Origin of the sequence: Rahnella aquatilis CIP 78.65 = ATCC 33071 (genome assembly GCF_000241955.1) — a bacterium.
GTDB lineage: Bacteria > Pseudomonadota > Gammaproteobacteria > Enterobacterales > Enterobacteriaceae > Rahnella > Rahnella aquatilis.
Genome location: NC_016819.1, coordinates 97,794 through 115,487, shown reverse-complemented (window position 1 = coordinate 115,487; position 17,694 = coordinate 97,794). Strand labels below are relative to the sequence as shown.

Genomic DNA, 17,694 nt, shown 5'->3' with positions numbered 1-17,694 from the left:
ACTCATAGAGTGACCCGTGGCACAGGCCGCCTGGATCTACCAGATGTTCCAGGATACCTGCGGAACACCGGGCAACGCCGAAGGCTCGTTTACATTCGACCAGATGTTAGATGACATCATGCTGTATTGGTTGCCCAACACCGGTGCGTCGTCGGCTCGACTGTATTGGGAGAGGGTTCAGACGCGTTGGTCACCGCCAGCCAGTTTGTCCAAACCGATTACACTACCAACCGGCCCGGCTTTGTACGAAAACATTCCTCCTAAAAGGCCAGCAGAATACGGGTCTTTTCACACTCATTTCTCCCGAAACCCGCCATCGGTTTGTTTGTTTTATAACAAACTGTACGCAGATTGTTTTCTCTGCTTCTAATATTTCCAACTCATTAAATTTAAAACGCATATTTTTCAATGGGTTTACAGCTTTGGCATGGTGGTACAAACACTGCAATAGCCTGTATGTCAACTGGACACTACAGGAGAGAAAACAATGGCAATGCGTCAATGTGCAATCTACGGGAAAGGGGGTATTGGGAAATCCACCACTACCCAAAACCTTGTAGCGGCTCTGGCCGAAATGAATAAGAAGGTCATGATCGTCGGCTGTGACCCTAAGGCTGATTCAACCCGCCTCATTCTGCATGCGAAAGCACAGAACACCATCATGGAAATGGCCGCTGAAGTAGGCTCCGTGGAAGATCTGGAGCTGGAAGATGTGATGCAAATCGGCTATGGCGGCGTGCGCTGTGCGGAATCAGGCGGCCCTGAGCCTGGTGTGGGTTGTGCCGGACGCGGGGTGATCACCGCCATCAACTTCCTCGAAGAAGAAGGCGCGTATGTGCCGGATTTGGATTTCGTGTTTTACGACGTATTGGGCGATGTGGTCTGTGGCGGTTTCGCGATGCCAATTCGCGAAAACAAAGCGCAGGAAATCTACATCGTGTGCTCCGGTGAAATGATGGCGATGTATGCCGCCAACAACATTTCCAAAGGCATCGTGAAATACGCGAAATCGGGCAAAGTTCGCCTGGCCGGGCTGATCTGTAACTCCCGCCAGACGGATCGCGAAGATGAACTGATCATCGCGCTGGCTGAAAAACTTGGCACGCAAATGATCCACTTCGTGCCGCGTGACAACATTGTGCAACGCGCTGAAATCCGCCGCATGACGGTCATCGAATACGACCCGACTTGTGCGCAGGCAGATCAGTATCGTGCACTGGCGAACAAAATCGTCAACAACACCAAAATGGTGGTGCCGACACCGGTCACCATGGATGAGCTGGAAGCCCTGTTAATGGAATTTGGCATTATGGAAGAAGAAGACCTGACCATCGTCGGTCGTACCGCCGCCGAAGAGGCGTGATTTCGTCCCCTTTATCCAGAGATGCACAGACCTGCGGGAATGTGCACCTTTTCAGGCAATCAGCGGAGTCTTTATGACCAGTGAAACACGCGAACGTAACGAGGCATTGATCCAGGAAGTGCTGGAGATCTTCCCCGAGAAGGCGCTTAAAGATCGTAAGAAACACATGATGACCACCGACCCGGCGATGGAATCTGTCGGCAAGTGTATTGTCTCAAACCGCAAATCACAGCCGGGCGTGATGACCGTGCGAGGCTGCGCTTACGCCGGTTCCAAAGGCGTGGTCTTTGGCCCGATCAAAGACATGGCGCATATCTCCCACGGCCCGGTTGGTTGCGGCCAGTATTCTCGTGCCGGACGCCGTAACTATTACACCGGCTGGAGCGGCGTGAACAGCTTTGGCACCCTCAACTTCACCAGTGATTTTCAGGAACGGGACATCGTATTTGGCGGCGATAAAAAGCTCGACAAACTGATCGACGAACTGGAGATGTTGTTCCCGCTGACCAAAGGCATTTCGGTGCAGTCGGAATGTCCGGTCGGTCTGATCGGCGATGACATTTCTGCCGTCGCCAAAGCCAGCAGCGCCAAAATCGGTAAGCCGGTCGTGCCGGTACGCTGCGAGGGGTTCCGCGGTGTGTCGCAATCGCTCGGCCATCACATTGCTAACGATGTCATCCGCGACTGGGTGCTGGATAACCGCGAAGGCAATGAATTTGAAACCACGCCTTACGACGTGGCGATTATCGGCGACTACAACATCGGCGGTGACGCCTGGGCCTCACGTATTCTGCTCGAAGAAATGGGGCTGCGTGTGGTGGCGCAGTGGTCCGGCGACGGCACGCTGGTGGAGATGGAAAACACCCCGAAAGTCGCGCTCAATCTGGTGCACTGCTACCGCTCGATGAACTACATCTCCCGTCATATGGAAGAAAAACACGGCATTCCGTGGATGGAATACAACTTCTTTGGCCCGACCAAAATTGCGGAATCTCTGCGCGAAATCGCGGCGCGTTTTGACGATACCATCCGGAAAAACGCCGAAGCGGTGATTGAAAAATATCAGGCGCAAACGCAGGCGGTGATCGACAAATACCGTCCGCGTCTGGAAGGCAAAAAGGTGCTGTTGTATCTCGGCGGTTTACGTCCGCGCCACATCATCGGGGCGTATGAAGATCTGGGAATGGAAATCATCGGTACCGGCTATGAATTCGGTCATAACGATGATTACGACCGCACCTTACCGATGCTCAAAGAAGGCACGTTGCTGTTCGATGACCTGAGCAGTTATGAGCTGGAAGCGTTCGTTAAAGCGCTGAAACCGGATCTTGTCGGGTCAGGTATCAAAGAAAAATACATTTTCCAGAAAATGGGCGTGCCGTTCCGCCAGATGCACTCCTGGGATTATTCCGGCCCTTATCACGGCTACGACGGTTTCGGCATTTTTGCCCGTGACATGGACATGACGCTGAACAATCCGGGCTGGAGTCAGCTGACCGCCCCCTGGTTGAAAACGGCCTGACAGAGACGACAAACATTCCGTCAGTTCACAGATTTGTGGCGCGGAAGGAGAGAAACATGAGTCAAGATCTTGGCACCCCAAAATCCTGTTTCCCGCTGTTCGAGCAGGATGAATACCAGAATATGTTTACCCACAAACGCGCGCTGGAAGAAGCACACGGCGAGGCGAAAGTGCGGGAAGTGTTTGAATGGACCACCACGCAGGAATATCAGGATCTGAACTTCTCGCGTGAAGCGCTGACCGTCGACCCGGCGAAAGCCTGCCAGCCGTTAGGCGCGGTACTTTGCGCGCTGGGTTTTACCAACACGTTGCCGTATGTCCATGGTTCACAAGGCTGTGTGGCGTATTTCCGTACCTATTTTAATCGTCATTTCAAAGAGCCGGTGGCCTGTGTTTCCGACTCAATGACCGAAGATGCCGCCGTTTTTGGCGGAAATAACAACATGAATGTCGGTCTGGAAAACGCCAGCGCGCTGTACAAGCCGGAAATTATTGCTGTCTCCACCACCTGTATGGCGGAAGTGATCGGTGATGACCTGCAGGCTTTTATCGCCAACGCCAAAAAAGACGGATTTGTGGATGCCGGTATGCCAATCCCGTATGCCCATACACCGAGTTTTCTGGGCAGTCATGTCACCGGCTGGGACAACATGTTTGAAGGTTTCGCCCGTACCTTTACCACCGACGCCACGCGGGAATATCAGCCGGGCAAACTTGCCAAACTGAACGTGGTGACCGGTTTTGAAACTTATCTCGGCAACTACCGGGTTATTCACCGCATGATGAGCCAGATGGGGGTCGAATGCAGCGTCTTGTCCGATCCGTCTGAAGTGCTCGACACCCCGGCTGACGGCCAATACCGCATGTATGCCGGCGGCACCACGCAAACCGAAATGCGTGATGCACCGGATGCCATCGACACCTTGCTGCTGCAACCGTGGCAATTACAGAAAACCAAAAAGGTGGTGCAGGGCGACTGGAATCAGCCGGGCACCGAAGTCAGTGTACCGATTGGCCTGGCGGCGACCGATGCCTTGCTGATGACGGTAAGCGAACTGACCGGCAAACCGATAGCTGACGCGCTGGCGACTGAACGTGGCCGTCTGGTGGACATGATGCTCGATTCCCACACCTGGCTGCATGGCAAGCGTTTCGGTCTCTACGGTGACCCGGATTTTGTGATGGGCATGACCGCATTCCTGCTGGAACTGGGCTGTGAACCGACCACCATTCTCAGCCATAACGGCAACAAGCGCTGGCAGAAAGCCATGAAGAAAATGCTGGCTGATTCGCCTTACGGACAGGACAGCGAAGTGTATGTGAACTGCGATCTGTGGCATTTCCGCTCGCTGATGTTTACCCGTAAACCGGACTTTATGATCGGCAACTCTTACGGAAAATTCATTCAGCGTGACACGCTGGCCAAAGGCGAACAGTTCGAAGTGCCGCTGATCCGCATCGGTTTTCCGATTTTTGACCGGCATCATTTGCACCGTCAGACCACCTGGGGATACGAAGGGGCGATGAGCATCCTGACGCAACTGGTGAATGCGGTACTTGAACAACTGGATCGCGAAACCATGAAGCTTGGCAAAACCGACTACAACTTCGACCTGATCCGCTAAAACCCTCGCCCTGTCACTGAACTGTGCCGGGGCTTTTCTCTTTACCGCCGGGGCGCGTGTCGCCGGGAGGGGCTTATGCCGATGGTTATTTTCCGACTGCGTAATAACAGTCTTTATTGCTATATCGCGAAACAGGATATGGAAGCCAAAGTGGTGCAACTGGAGCATAACCATCCGCAACAGTGGGGCGGACGTGTTTGTCTGGAAGGAGGAAAAGCCTATTACGTGGAACCTCAGCCGGGCATTCCGTCGTTTCCCGTCAGCCTGCGGGCAACACGATCAGAACTGTGAGAGGAGTGAATCCGATGTCAAAAGACGATCTGCTGTTCTGGCGTTTATTCGCCGTGGTGCAATTATTCCCGGAAATCCCGCCGCCGGAGGTGCTGGCCTGGCTGACACAGGGCAGTCGCGAAGGTGACGGCAATATCGGGCTGGCGCATTTACAGGCCATGAGTCTGGAAGAGCTGGAGGCGACGTTTCCGGGAGATGCCGGAAAGGTGACTGTCAGCCGCTGGCAGTCGCTAATGAGCTGCCTGCAGGGGCAACTGCCACCACATCTGACCCTGAATGAAAATCGCCGCCAGCCACAGCAGTTAAGGGTGGCATTTTCGTCTTTGGACGGCATCACGGTGAATGGTCATTTTGGGCAGTCGCATCTGTTTTTCATTTATGCGTTCGACAGTGACGGGCCGTATCTGATGGCGCTGCGCCGTACGCCGGTATCGCCCGAAGGTGAAGAGTCCAATGAAACCCGTGCGCGGCTGATCAGCGATTGCCATTTGCTGTTCTGTGAAGCCATTGGCGGCCCGGCAGCGGCGCGGGTCATCCGCCATAATATTCATCCGATCAAAGTGCTGCCCGGCGTGAGCATTGCGTCACAACTTGCTGCGCTGCAACGCATGCTGACCGAAAACATGCCGCCGTGGCTGGCGCGCCGGTTAGGCAAAAGTAATCCGCTGGAAAACCGTCTGTTCAGTTAACGTCCCTCTGCGGGGCGCGGTCTGCGCCCCGACATCCGTTGTTTCCTTTGTTTTCTTTGTGTCGTTTGTCATAAACACGACAATGAGATCCTGTTTAAAATCAGCAGGTAATCCGCTGGCCTGCTCCTTGCAACCTTCACCCTGATACTTATCTGTCATGACGAGGTTGCGATGAAGGCAAAAGAGATTCTGGCGCTGATTGATGAGCCAGCCTGTGAGCATAACCACAAGCAGAAGTCGGGTTGCAGCCTGCCGAAACCGGGCGCGACGGCAGGTGGTTGTGCGTTTGATGGCGCGCAGATTGCGCTGCTGCCGGTCGCGGACGTCGCGCATCTGGTGCACGGCCCGATTGGCTGTACCGGCAGTTCATGGGACAACCGTGGCAGCCGCAGTTCCGGGCCTTCCATCAACCGCATGGGCTTCACCACCGACATGAGCGAGCAGGATGTGATTATGGGGCGCGGCGAGCGACGCTTATTTCACGCCGTGCAGCACATCGTCAGCCATTACCATCCGGTGGCGGTCTTTATTTACAACACCTGCGTACCCGCGATGGAAGGGGATGACGTTGAAGCCGTGTGTCGCGCCGCATCGGCCGCCGCCGGTGTGCCAGTTATTTCAGTCGATGCCGCCGGTTTCTACGGCAGCAAAAATCTCGGTAACCGCATTGCCGGGGACGTGATGGTCAAAAAGGTGATCGGCCAGCGCGAACCCGCGCCGTGGCCGGAAAACTCACCGATCCCCGCCGGACACCGCCACAGCATCAGCCTGATTGGCGAATTCAATATTGCCGGCGAGTTCTGGCACGTTCTGCCGCTGCTCGATGAGCTCGGGATCCGCGTGCTGTGCAGCCTTTCCGGGGATTCCCGTTTTGCTGAAATCCAGACTATGCACCGTGGCGAAGCCAACATGCTGGTGTGCTCGCGGGCGCTGATCAACGTCGCCCGCAAAATGGAAGAGCGTTACCAGATCCCATGGTTTGAAGGCAGTTTTTATGGCCTGCGTTCCATGGCTGATTCCCTGCGCACGATCGCCGTGCTACTCAAAGACCCGGATTTACAGGCGCGCACAGAACGTCTGATTGAGCGCGAGGAGGCGGCGACACATCTTGCGCTCGCGCCTTACCGTGCGCGGCTCAGCGGGCGCAAGGCGCTGCTGTATACCGGTGGCGTGAAATCCTGGTCGGTGGTCTCGGCGTTACAGGATTTAGGCATCACGGTGGTGGCGACCGGCACCCGAAAATCAACCGAAGAAGACAAGCAGCGTATTCGCGAACTGATGGGTGAAGACGTGCTGATGCTCGACGAAGGCAATGCCAGAACCTTGCTCGATACCCTCTATCGTTTCGGCGGCGACATCATGATCGCCGGGGGCCGCAACATGTATACCGCGTACAAAGCCCGCCTGCCGTTCCTGGATATCAATCAGGAGCGCGAGCATGCGTTTGCCGGATATCACGGGCTGGTAAATCTGGCCGAACAGTTGTGTATCACCCTGGAAAGCCCGGTCTGGGCGCAGGTCAACCGTCTGGCGCCGTGGCGCTAAACAGACACATTGTGAGCGATGTTTCGACTCATTGTTTTGGAGACTGTGTATGGCTCAAATTCTGCGTAATGCCAAGCCGCTTGCCACCACGCCTGTCAAAAGCGGGCAACCGCTCGGGGCGATCCTGGCCAGTCAGGGGCTGGAAAATTGCATCCCGCTGGTTCACGGCGCGCAAGGTTGTAGCGCGTTCGCCAAAGTTTTCTTCATCCAGCATTTTCACGATCCGATCCCGTTGCAGTCCACGGCGATGGAATCGACCACGACTATCATGGGCTCGGATGGCAACGTCAGTACTGCGTTGACCACGTTGTGTCAGCGCAGTAATCCAAAAGCCATTGTGATTTTGAGCACCGGACTGTCAGAAGCGCAGGGCAGTGATTTGTCGATGGCGCTGCGTGAGTTTCGCGACAAAGAACCGCGCTTTAATGCCATCGCTATTCTGACCGTTAACACGCCGGATTTTTACGGCTCGCTGGAAAACGGCTACAGCGCGCTGATGGAAAGCGTGATCACTCAGTGGGTGCCGGAAAAGCCGCCGACCGGCATGCGTAACAAGCGCGTGAACCTGCTGGTGAGCCATCTGCTGACGCCGGGGGATCTGGAATTACTGCGCAGCTATGTCGAAGCCTTTGGCCTGCAACCGGTGATCCTGCCGGATTTATCACAGTCGCTGGACGGACATCTGGCGAATGGCGATTTCAATCCGGTCACGCAGGGCGGCACGTCGCAACGCCAGATTGAACAAATGGGGCAGAGCCTGACCACCATCACCATTGGCAGTTCGCTCAACTGCGCCGCCAGTCTGATGGCGATGCGCAGCCGTGGCATGGCGCTGAACCTGCCGCACCTGATGACGCTGGAAAACATGGACAGTCTGATCCGCCATCTGCATCAGGTGTCAGGCCGCGAGGTACCGGCATGGATTGAGCGCCAGCGCGGGCAACTGCTGGACGCCATGATCGACTGCCATACCTGGCTGCAGTCACAGCGTATTGCGCTGGCGGCAGAAGCGGATTTGCTGGTGGCGTGGTGCGATTTCGCTCAGAGCCAGGGAATGCGCGTCGGGCCGGTGATTGCGCCGGTTAATCAGCAGTCACTGGCCGGGCTGCCGGTCGAACAGGTGGTGATCGGCGATCTGGAAGATTTACAAACCCGGCTCGACAGCTACCCGGTTTCACTGCTGGTGGCGAACTCCCACGCTGCACCACTGGCGGAAAAAAACGGTATCGCGCTGGTACGTGCCGGTTTCCCGCTTTACGACCGTCTCGGGGAATTTCGCCGCGTGCGGCAGGGCTATGCGGGTATTCGCGACACCTTGTTCGAACTCGCGAACCTGATGCAGGCGCGCCATCACATGCTGACGGCGTATCACTCACCGCTCAAGCAGGTGTTCGGCCTGAGCCCGGTACCGGAGGCCAGTCATGAGGCGCGCTAACCGTTATCTCGATACCGTCAGCGTCACGCAGTGGCCGATGCAGGTGGCATTCGCAAGTTCCGATTATCACCACGTCGACCAGCATTTCGGTGCCAGCACCCGGCTGGTGGTGTACGGCGTAAAACAGGATCAGGTGCAACTGCTGCGGGTGGCGGAATTCAGCGCCGAATCTGGCCATCAGCAGGAAAAAATCGCCTGCCGGATGGCGGCGCTGGAAGACTGCGTGACGCTCTATTGCCTGGCGATTGGCGATTCAGTTTTCCGCCAGTTGCTGGAAATTGGCGTACGGGCGATCAAAGTGCCGCAAGACACCGACATCGCGCATTTGCTCAAACAGATGCAGCAACACTGGTCGGCTGCAGAGCGTCAGGTGACGCGCCGTGGCCGCGACCCTGGCCGTTTCGACAAACTGCTGGCGGGGGACGAATGGCAGGAGGAAGACCGCCCGTAACCTTGTGTCATCTGTATGACAAACCTGACAAATAGCGCGACATCCGTGTGGGATTTGATGCAGGCATCAGGGGCTATGTGGTTGAAATAACGCTGATAATGTGACTGGCATCACAATTGCTCAGTAGTCATAAACCCGTACAGGAGGTGACCCGATGATGGTAATTGAACCGGCGGTTTTTGACCGCTTGCTGGCGTTACAGCGGCAACTGTCGCCCCAGGGGGGCGGCCTGCGGATGACATTAGGCGGCGACCCGTGCGGCGGCTGGAAAGTGGGGCTGCACTGGAGCGCGGCCTTTCGGCCGCGTGACCACGTAGAAATGATTAACGGGCTACGCCTGCTGGCGGATCCGCTGCACTGGACGCTATTACAACATGCCACGCTGTCTGCCGGTGAACAGAACAGCTGCGCCGGAATACGGGTGGTTTTGCCAGCGGCATCCGCTTGTCACTGCGAAAGCGGCAGTTGTACGACATCACCCGAACCGGACTAATCAAAGGGGTTAAAGACATGTGGAATTATTCTGAGAAAGTGAAAGAACATTTTTTTAATCCGCGTAACGCCAAAGTCGTGGACGACGCGAATGCCATCGGTGACGTCGGTTCACTGAGTTGCGGCGACGCGTTGCGCCTGATGCTGAAAGTGGATCCTGAGACGGAAATTATTCTTGATGCCGGATTCCAGACCTTCGGCTGCGGCAGCGCCATTGCGTCCTCGTCGGCGCTTACCGAACTGATTATCGGCCGCAGCCTGACGCAGGCGCAGCAGGTGAGCAACCAGCAAATCGCCGACTATCTCGACGGTCTGCCACCGGAAAAAATGCACTGTTCGGTGATGGGGCAGGAAGCGCTGCGGGCTGCCATCAATAATTTCCGGGGTGAAGCGCCGGATGAAGATCATGAAGAAGGCGCGCTTATCTGCAAATGTTTTGCGGTCGATGAAGCGCAGATCCGCCGTGCGGTGCTCGCCAACGGCCTGACCACGCTCGAAGATGTGATCAACTACACCAAAGCCGGGGGCGGCTGCACCTCCTGCCACGAAAAAATCGAGCTGTGTCTGGAAGAAATCCTAAAAGAACATCCGGTGAAAAACCCGGTGGCGGCAAAAGTCAGGGATGAAAACTGGCTGGCGGTGGAAGAAGTCGTGGCGTCTTTGCGCCCGCACATCAGGGCTGACGGCGGCGACATGTCGCTGGTGCGCGTCGACGGGCAGGAAGTGACGGTGGAGCTTTCCGGCAGTTGCAGCGGCTGCATGATGACTGACATGACGCTGGCCTGGCTGCAACAGAAACTGGTTGAGCGTATGGGCCGTTATATACGCGTGGTCTCCGCCGCCTGACTGGGAAAAGAACAAACACATCCGCCCGGTAATGAGGAACAGACAATGAAAAATGTGTATCTGGATAACAACGCCACCACCCGTATTGATCCGATGGTGCTGGAAGCGATGATGCCGTATCTGCGCGATTATTACGGTAATCCGTCCTCGATTCATGATTTCGGTGGACCGTGCCGGGCCGGGCTGGAATGCGCCCGCGAACAGGTGGCGAGCCTGCTGGGCGCGGCGTATACCAGCGAAATTATTTTCACCTCCTGCGCCACCGAAGCCACGTCGACGGCCATTTACTCGGCCATTGCGCTGGCACCGGAACGCCGTGAAATTATCACCACCGCCGTTGAACATCCGGCCACGCTGGCAGTGTGCGAACACCTTGAGCGTCAGGGTTACATGATCCACCGTATCGGCGTCTCTGAAGAAGGCGCGCTGGATACCGCCCATTATTACGATGCGCTGAGTGAAAACGTCGCGCTGGTCACCATGATGTGGGCGAACAACGAAACCGGCGTGCTATTCCCGGTCAGCGAAATGGCCACTGCCGCCCATGAACGCGGCATTCTGTTCCACTGCGACGCCGTGCAGGCGGTGGGAAAAATTCCGATTTCGCTGCGTGCCACCGATATCGACATGCTGTCCTGCTCGGCGCATAAAATTCACGGGCCGAAAGGTTGTGGCTGCCTGTATCTGCGGCGCAACACCCGCTTCCGCCCGCTGGTGCGCGGCGGCCATCAGGAGCGCGGACGCCGTGCCGGGACCGAGAATATCGCCGGGATTGTCGGTATGGGCGCGGCCTGTGAACTGGCGGACGTGCATATGCCCATGATGGCGTCGGTGCAGGAAATGCGGGACCGACTGGAAACCGGCCTGCTGACCACCATTCCGCACACCTTGCTGATGGGCGCTAACCAGCCGCGCACGCCGAATACTGTCAACATTGCGTTTGAATATATCGAAGGTGAGGCCATTTTGCTGTTGCTTAATCATTGCGGTATAGCGGCATCCAGCGGCAGTGCCTGCACATCGGGTTCGCTCGAGTCTTCGCACGTAATGCGTGCCATGAATATTCCTTATACCGCCGCGCACGGCAGTATCCGTTTCTCCCTGTCACGGTTCACCCGTGAGCGGGAAATAGAATGGGCGATTGAACAGATGCCGGACATCGTGGCACGCCTGCGCACGCTGTCACCTTACTGGCAGCAGGATAAAGTGCAAATTGCACAGGGCGGCCTGTTTGCGCCGACCTACGGCTGAGACAGGAGACGGGTGATGGCGGCTTCAGAAGCGGAACGGACTGGCGGTGGTAACAGGCCCGTGGCGGTCACAATCAACGACACCACTTTGCGTGATGGCGAACAAAGCCCCGGCGTGGCATTTCGCGCCAGTGAAAAAATGGAAATTGCCCAGGCGCTGGTGAATGCCGGTGTCCGTGAGCTGGAAGCGGGGACACCGGCGCTCGGCGAGGAAGAGTGCGTGCGGCTGGCGATTTTGCGCAGACAACTGCCGGACACGGTGATGATGTCGTGGTGCCGGATGAATTCAGCAGAAATTCACGATTCTGCGCGGGTGGGCATGGACTGGGTAGATATCTCGGTACCGGCGTCAGATTTACTGCGCGAGCAGAAACTACATCGGCCATGGCCTGCGGTGATTGCCTCACTTAAACCGCTGGTGCAGCTTGCACACCGTCTCGGTATGCGGGTGTGTATGGGCTGTGAGGATGCCTCGCGCTCCGCCGATGAAACTTTGCACATGCTGGCGGAAGTGGCGGCGGATCTGGGCATAGAACGGATGCGGTTTGCCGATACGCTGGGCATTCTCGATCCCTTCAGTACCTTTACCCGTATTTCGGCATTACGCCAGCACTGGCACGGCGGGTTGGAAATACATGCGCATAACGATCTGGGTATGGCAACTGCCAACACGCTGGCGGCGGTCAGGGCGGGTGCGACGCATGTGAACACTACGGTGCTCGGGCTTGGCGAACGGGCGGGGAATGCGGCGCTCGAAAGCGTGACCTTGTCACTCGATCGTTGCCTGCATCTCGACTGTGGTATCGATTTCACCGAACTGCCGGCGTTGTGCCGCCTTGTAGCTGCTGCGGCGGGGAGAACCATTGACGTGCAGCATCCGCTGGTCGGCGGGCAGGTTTTCACCCACGAATCCGGCTTGCATGTGGCGGCACTGCTGCGCGACCCGCGCAGTTATCAGGGCATCGATCCCTCTCTGGTCGGGCGGGAATTTAATCTGGTGCTTGGCAAACACTCAGGCAGGCAGGCGGTGAGCGGCATCTGCGCGCGTCTGGGGTATATCCTCAGCGAGACACAAACCCTGTTGATGTTGCAGGAGGTGAAACGCTTTGCCGAACATTTCAAACGTAATCCGGGCGAGGATGAAGTGATCGCCATGTGCCAGATGCGGATGGACGATCAGATCCCGTTCGAAGGACAACTTCAGGCTCAGGGAGGCTGACATGGACTGGTTTACCCGTATTGAAGGTGTTGATGAGCTGGAATCGGCGCAGTCGTTTTTCGATTTCTTCGAACTGGAGGTGGACCCGGTCCTGTTACGCAGCCGCCATCTGCACATCATGGCGCAGTTTAACCAGCGGCTGACGGCAGCCGTGCCGGTACACTTTGTCGATGAGGAAGAATCAGACCGCGCTGACTGGCGGCTGGCCCGGCGTCTGCTGGCCGAAAGCTATCAGCACACCGTGGCCGGGCCGCTGAATACGCAGTCCGGGCTGGCGGTGTATCAGCGCAATAACGGCAGCTTTATCGACTGGAACGATTTGCTGGAGGTAAGGCCATGAAACCGGTATTTGAGGTCGACCAGCAGGTGAGAGTGACACGCATCGTACGCGATGACGGTACGTTCGCGGGTAAAACGTGCGGCGACTTACTGATCCGCCGCGGCAGTCTGGGATACGTGCGTGAATGGGGAGTGTTTTTGCAGGACACCATCGTGTATCAGGTGCATTTTCTCGACGACGACCTGATTATTGGCTGCCGCGAACAGGAGCTGATAGCCGGTGATGCCCCCTGGCTGGCAGGCGCTTTTCAATACGGTGACCGGGTCAGTTCGCGTCGCAGTCTGGTTATCCGTGGTGAAGTGGTGGTGCCGCAGGGCGGTATGGGCCGCGTGATGAGCTGTGAACCGCTGGACAGCATTTTTCATTATCAGGTTTTGTTTGCGCAGCGGATATTTCAGGTGCCTGAACATGCGCTGAAGCTCGAAGAGGAACTGGCATGAGTATACCTGTGTGGCACCGTTACAGCCGCTGGAAACTGGCAAAACAGATGAAACTGAGTGAAGAACTCAACCCGACGCCAGCGCAGTATCAGCAGTTTATCGAAGCCTGGCAGCGTCAGCAGGTGATAGAAGAAGCTGTGGCGCAGGCGGCCCTGGAACACGCGTTGAATATTGAACCGCAGTCGGTGGAAGTCACGCGGCAGGCGCTGGCCGCCGAGCTGCCAGAGCTGGAACTGACGGCGACCGAGACCGAAGAACTGCTATTACATCAGACGCTGTTGCGCGAACAGTTAAACTGGGTGCAGCAACAGGCACCGCTGCCGGATGATGCGCAGGTTGAGGCGTGGTATCGCGGGCATGCGCAGCATTTTGTTCGCCCCGAACAGCGTTACACCCGCCATCTGCTGCTGACCGTGGAGGGCAATTCTCCGGCGGTTCGTGAACAGATTGATGCCATTGCGCGCCGTTTGCGTGACGGGCATGCGCTGTTTGCCCGCCAGGCACTGCGCTATTCCCACTGCCCGAGTGCGATGGGCGGCGGCGTACTGGGCTGGGTCGGGCGCGGCATTCTTTATCCGCAACTGGAAGACACATTATTTCGTCTCGAGGCCGGGCAACTGAGCAGCCCCGTTGAAACCGAACTGGGCTGGCATCTGTTGTTGTGCGAACAAATTCGCCTGCCGCAACCCTTGCCGAAAGCCGAGGCCTTAACGCGGGTGCGTCAGCAACTGATTGCCCGGCAACAGAATCATTATCAGCGCCAGTGGCTGCAACAACTGATCAACGCCTGAGCCTGTTCTCCTTCTTGTTGGTGCAGACGGGTTAATGCCCGTTTTGCACGAAAAATGCACATAAACTGCCTTCGTTGCCTTATAACAGCGCATGGAAATCCTGCCTCCGGCCTTGTGCCACACCGCGCTTTGCCTGGTTTGTGGTAAAAACTGGCCCGCTTTGCATCCTGATGTTTAAAACACCCCGTTCAGATCAACCTTTGGGCAGATAAGTCCGCGAAAGGCCTGCAAATTGCAGGGTTATTACGGTTGGTTCAGGTGTGATTTGGGTTCCGGCATTGCGCAATAAAGGGGAGAAAGACATGAGTATTACGGCGTTATCAGCATCATTTCCTGAGGGGAATATCGCCAGCCGCTTGTCGCTGCAACATCCTTCACTGTTTTATACCGTGGTTGAACAATCATCGGTGGCGATTTCGCTGACCGATCCGCAGGCGCGCATTTGTTATGCCAATCCGGCATTCTGCCGCCAGACGGGTTTTGCACTTGAGACACTTTTGGGCGAGAACCACCGTCTGCTGGCCAGCCAGCAGACGCCGAAACATATCTATGACGAAATGTGGCGCACTTTGTTGCAGGGCAAATCCTGGAACGGCCAACTGATCAACCGGCGTAATAACCGTTCGCTTTATCTGGCGGATGTCACTATCACGCCTGTTTTAGGCGCGGACGGGCAGGTGGAGCATTACCTCGGCATGCACAAAGATATCAGCGAGAAATACGCGCTGGAGCAGCGGTTGCGCAACCACATCACCTTGTTCACGGAGGTGCTGAACAATATTCCCGCCGCCGTGGTGGTGGTGGATGAGCAGGACAATGTGGTGATGGACAATCTGGCCTACAAAACCCTGTGCGCGGACTGCGGCGGCAAAGAGCTGCTGGCTGAAATGGGCTATCCGCAACTCAAAGAGATGCTCAACAGTGGCGAACCGGTGCCGGTTTCCATGCGCGGCAACGTACGCTGGTTTTCTTTCGGTCAGTGGTCATTGCAGGGCGTTAATGAAGAGGCCAGCCGCTTTTTTACCGGCATTACCGCGCCGGGAAAACTGATTGTTCTCACCGACTGCACCGATCAGCATCACCGGCAGCAGCAGGGTTATCTTGACCGGCTCAAGCAAAAACTTACCAACGGCAAATTGCTGGCAGCCATCCGCGAGTCGCTTGATGCCGCGCTGATTCAGCTCAACGGGCCAATTAATATGCTGGCGGCTGCGCGTCGTCTTAACGGCGAAGAAGGCAACAACATGGCGCTGGAATTCGCCTGGCGCGAAGGCGAGCAGGCGGTGAGTCGCTTACAGGCCTGCCGTCCGTCGCTGGATTTTGAGCCGCAGGCAGAATGGCCGGTCAGTGAATTCTTCGACGATCTGAGCGCGCTGTACGACAGCCATTTTCTCAGTGACGGTGAATTGCGTTACGTGGTCATGCCATCTGATCTGCACGCTGTCGGGCAACGAACGCAAATCCTTACCGCGCTGAGCTTATGGATTGATCACACGCTGTCACAGGCGCAGGCCATGCCGTCTCTGAAGCTCTCGGTGAACATTGTTGCGAAGCAGGATGCGAGCTGGTTGTGTTTTGACATTACCGATAATGTGCCGCGTGAACGGGTGCGTTATGCCCGCCCGGAAGCGGCGTTTTCCCGTCCGGGGAATGGCATGGAGCTGCGCCTTATCCAGACGCTGATCGCCCATCATCGCGGTTCTTTAGATCTCTCGGTCCGCCCTGATGGCGGCACCTTGCTGACGTTACGCCTGCCGGTACAGCAGGTTATCACCGGAGGCTTAAAATGACCCAGTTACCTACCGCGGGCCCGGTTATCCGGCGCTTTGATATGTCTGCCCAGTTTACGGCGCTTTATCGCATCAGCGTGGCGCTGAGTCAGGAAAGCAATACCGCGCGCGCACTGGCGGCGATCCTCGAAGTGCTTCACGATCATGCATTTATGCAATACGGCATGGTGTGTCTGTTTGATAAAGAACGCAATGCACTGTTTGTGGAATCCCTGCATGGCATCGACGGCGAAAGGAAAAAAGAGACCCGCCATGTCCGTTACCGCATGGGGGAAGGCGTGATCGGCGCGGTGATGAGCCAGCGTCAGGCGCTGGTGTTACCGCGCATTTCAGACGATCAGCGTTTTCTCGACCGCCTGAATATTTACGATTACAGCCTGCCGCTGATTGGTGTGCCGATCCCCGGTGCGGATAATCAGCCTGCGGGTGTGCTGGTGGCACAGCCGATGGCGTTGCACGAAGACCGGCTGGCTGCCAGTACGCGGTTTTTAGAAATGGTCGCCAATCTCATCAGCCAGCCACTGCGTTCTGCCACGCCCCCGGAATCATTGCCTGCTCAAACGCCGGTCCGGTGCAGTGTTCCGCGCCAGTTTGGTTTTGAGCAGATGGTCGGGAAAAGTCAGGCGATGCGCCAGACGATGGACATTTTACGGCAGGTTTCCAAATGGGATACCACGGTTCTGGTGCGTGGTGAAAGCGGCACCGGCAAGGAACTTATCGCCAATGCCATTCATTACAACTCACCCCGTGCGGCCGCGCCATTTGTGAAATTCAACTGCGCCGCGCTGCCGGATAACCTGCTGGAAAGCGAACTGTTCGGACATGAAAAAGGGGCCTTCACCGGCGCTATACGCACCCGAAAAGGGCGCTTTGAACTGGCGGACGGCGGCACATTATTTCTCGATGAAATTGGTGAATCGAGCGCGTCGTTTCAGGCCAAATTGCTGCGCATTTTGCAGGAAGGTGAAATGGAACGGGTCGGCGGCGATACCACGCTGAAAGTTGATGTGCGCATTATTGCTGCCACCAACCGTAATCTTGAAGAGGAAGTGCGTGCCGGGAATTTTCGCGAAGACCTGTATTATCGCCTGAACGTGATGCCGGTTTCGCTGCCTGCACTGCGTGAAAGGCTGGATGATATCGCCGATCTGGCGCCGTTTCTGGTCAAAAAGATTGCGCTGCGTCAGGGGCGGGAACTGCGCATCAGTGATGGTGCGGTGCGTCTGCTGATGACCTACAGCTGGCCAGGCAACGTGCGTGAACTGGAAAACTGTCTCGAACGGGCGTCGGTAATGACCGATGAAGGGCTGATCGACCGCGACGTGATCCTGTTCAATCACCATGAATCCCCGGCGCTGTCCGTCAAACCCGGCCTGCCGCTCGCGACAGATGAAAGCTGGCTGGATCAGGAACTCGACGAACGCCAGCGGGTGATTGCCGCACTGGAGAAAACCGGCTGGGTGCAGGCCAAAGCGGCCCGACTGCTGGGCATGACACCGCGCCAGATTGCCTACCGTATCCAGATTATGGACATCAACATGCACCGTATCTGATCTGACATCCTCACACGGTGGCGTGCCGGCCTTGTTGCTTTTGAAACAATGT

Annotated in this window: 17 protein-coding genes; all 17 read left to right on the top strand. The window is 56.7% G+C overall.

What is annotated here, in order from left to right; translation table 11 throughout:
* The first annotated feature begins 487 nt into the window (after positions 1-487).
* On the top strand, positions 488-1,363 hold the full coding sequence (gene nifH, locus RAHAQ2_RS24580) for a nitrogenase iron protein (RefSeq protein WP_014333921.1): 876 nt from the start codon (positions 488-490) through the stop codon (positions 1,361-1,363).
* Between the two features lie 73 nt (positions 1,364-1,436).
* Entirely contained in the window at positions 1,437-2,885 is a 1,449-nt protein-coding gene (gene nifD, locus RAHAQ2_RS24575) for a nitrogenase molybdenum-iron protein alpha chain (RefSeq protein WP_014333920.1), read from the top strand.
* A gap of 56 nt (positions 2,886-2,941) precedes the next feature.
* Positions 2,942-4,510, top strand: coding sequence for a nitrogenase molybdenum-iron protein subunit beta (gene nifK / locus RAHAQ2_RS24570; RefSeq protein ID WP_014333919.1), 1,569 nt, complete (start codon positions 2,942-2,944; stop codon positions 4,508-4,510).
* Positions 4,511-4,585: 75 nt separating this feature from the next.
* Entirely contained in the window at positions 4,586-4,801 is a 216-nt protein-coding gene (nifT, locus tag RAHAQ2_RS24565) for a putative nitrogen fixation protein NifT (protein WP_014333918.1), read from the top strand.
* A gap of 14 nt (positions 4,802-4,815) precedes the next feature.
* Positions 4,816-5,490, top strand: a complete 675-nt coding sequence (locus RAHAQ2_RS24560) for a NifB/NifX family molybdenum-iron cluster-binding protein (RefSeq protein WP_014333917.1) — start codon at positions 4,816-4,818, stop codon at positions 5,488-5,490.
* Positions 5,491-5,661: 171 nt separating this feature from the next.
* Complete coding sequence (gene nifE, locus RAHAQ2_RS24555) at positions 5,662-7,035, top strand: nitrogenase iron-molybdenum cofactor biosynthesis protein NifE (RefSeq protein WP_014333916.1); 1,374 nt, start codon at positions 5,662-5,664, stop codon at positions 7,033-7,035.
* A 49-nt stretch (positions 7,036-7,084) separates the two neighbouring features.
* Positions 7,085-8,470: a nitrogenase iron-molybdenum cofactor biosynthesis protein NifN gene (gene nifN / locus RAHAQ2_RS24550; protein WP_014333915.1), complete on the top strand. Its 1,386-nt coding sequence runs from the start codon at positions 7,085-7,087 to the stop codon at positions 8,468-8,470.
* On the top strand, positions 8,457-8,921 hold the full coding sequence (locus RAHAQ2_RS24545; protein ID WP_014333914.1) for a NifB/NifX family molybdenum-iron cluster-binding protein: 465 nt from the start codon (positions 8,457-8,459) through the stop codon (positions 8,919-8,921). The genes nifN and RAHAQ2_RS24545 overlap by 14 nt, the downstream gene beginning before the upstream one ends.
* 154 nt (positions 8,922-9,075) lie before the next feature.
* Positions 9,076-9,414 (top strand): hypothetical protein, encoded by a 339-nt coding sequence (locus RAHAQ2_RS24540; protein ID WP_014333913.1) that lies wholly within the window; start codon positions 9,076-9,078, stop codon positions 9,412-9,414.
* 17 nt (positions 9,415-9,431) lie between these two features.
* On the top strand, positions 9,432-10,259 hold the full coding sequence (gene nifU / locus RAHAQ2_RS24535; protein WP_014333912.1) for a Fe-S cluster assembly protein NifU: 828 nt from the start codon (positions 9,432-9,434) through the stop codon (positions 10,257-10,259).
* Positions 10,260-10,304: 45 nt separating this feature from the next.
* Positions 10,305-11,510 carry a cysteine desulfurase NifS gene (nifS, locus tag RAHAQ2_RS24530; protein ID WP_014333911.1) on the top strand — a complete coding sequence of 402 codons (1,206 nt, stop codon included), beginning with the start codon at positions 10,305-10,307 and terminating at the stop codon, positions 11,508-11,510.
* Positions 11,511-11,525: 15 nt separating this feature from the next.
* Complete coding sequence (gene nifV, locus RAHAQ2_RS24525; protein WP_014333910.1) at positions 11,526-12,728, top strand: homocitrate synthase; 1,203 nt, start codon at positions 11,526-11,528, stop codon at positions 12,726-12,728.
* 1 nt (position 12,729) lies between these two features.
* Complete coding sequence (gene nifW / locus RAHAQ2_RS24520; protein WP_014333909.1) at positions 12,730-13,068, top strand: nitrogenase-stabilizing/protective protein NifW; 339 nt, start codon at positions 12,730-12,732, stop codon at positions 13,066-13,068.
* A complete protein-coding gene (locus RAHAQ2_RS24515) occupies positions 13,065-13,508 on the top strand; it encodes a nitrogen fixation protein NifZ (RefSeq protein WP_014333908.1) in 444 nt (147 codons plus the stop codon). Before nifW ends, RAHAQ2_RS24515 begins: the two co-directional genes overlap by 4 nt.
* A complete protein-coding gene (gene nifM / locus RAHAQ2_RS24510; protein WP_014333907.1) occupies positions 13,505-14,299 on the top strand; it encodes a nitrogen fixation protein NifM in 795 nt (264 codons plus the stop codon). The genes RAHAQ2_RS24515 and nifM overlap by 4 nt, the downstream gene beginning before the upstream one ends.
* Positions 14,300-14,601: 302 nt before the next feature.
* Positions 14,602-16,089 (top strand): nitrogen fixation negative regulator NifL, encoded by a 1,488-nt coding sequence (nifL, locus tag RAHAQ2_RS24505; RefSeq protein ID WP_014333906.1) that lies wholly within the window; start codon positions 14,602-14,604, stop codon positions 16,087-16,089.
* Positions 16,086-17,642 carry a nif-specific transcriptional activator NifA gene (nifA, locus tag RAHAQ2_RS24500; RefSeq protein ID WP_014333905.1) on the top strand — a complete coding sequence of 519 codons (1,557 nt, stop codon included), beginning with the start codon at positions 16,086-16,088 and terminating at the stop codon, positions 17,640-17,642. The genes nifL and nifA overlap by 4 nt, the downstream gene beginning before the upstream one ends.
* The last annotated feature ends 52 nt before the right edge of the window (positions 17,643-17,694 follow it).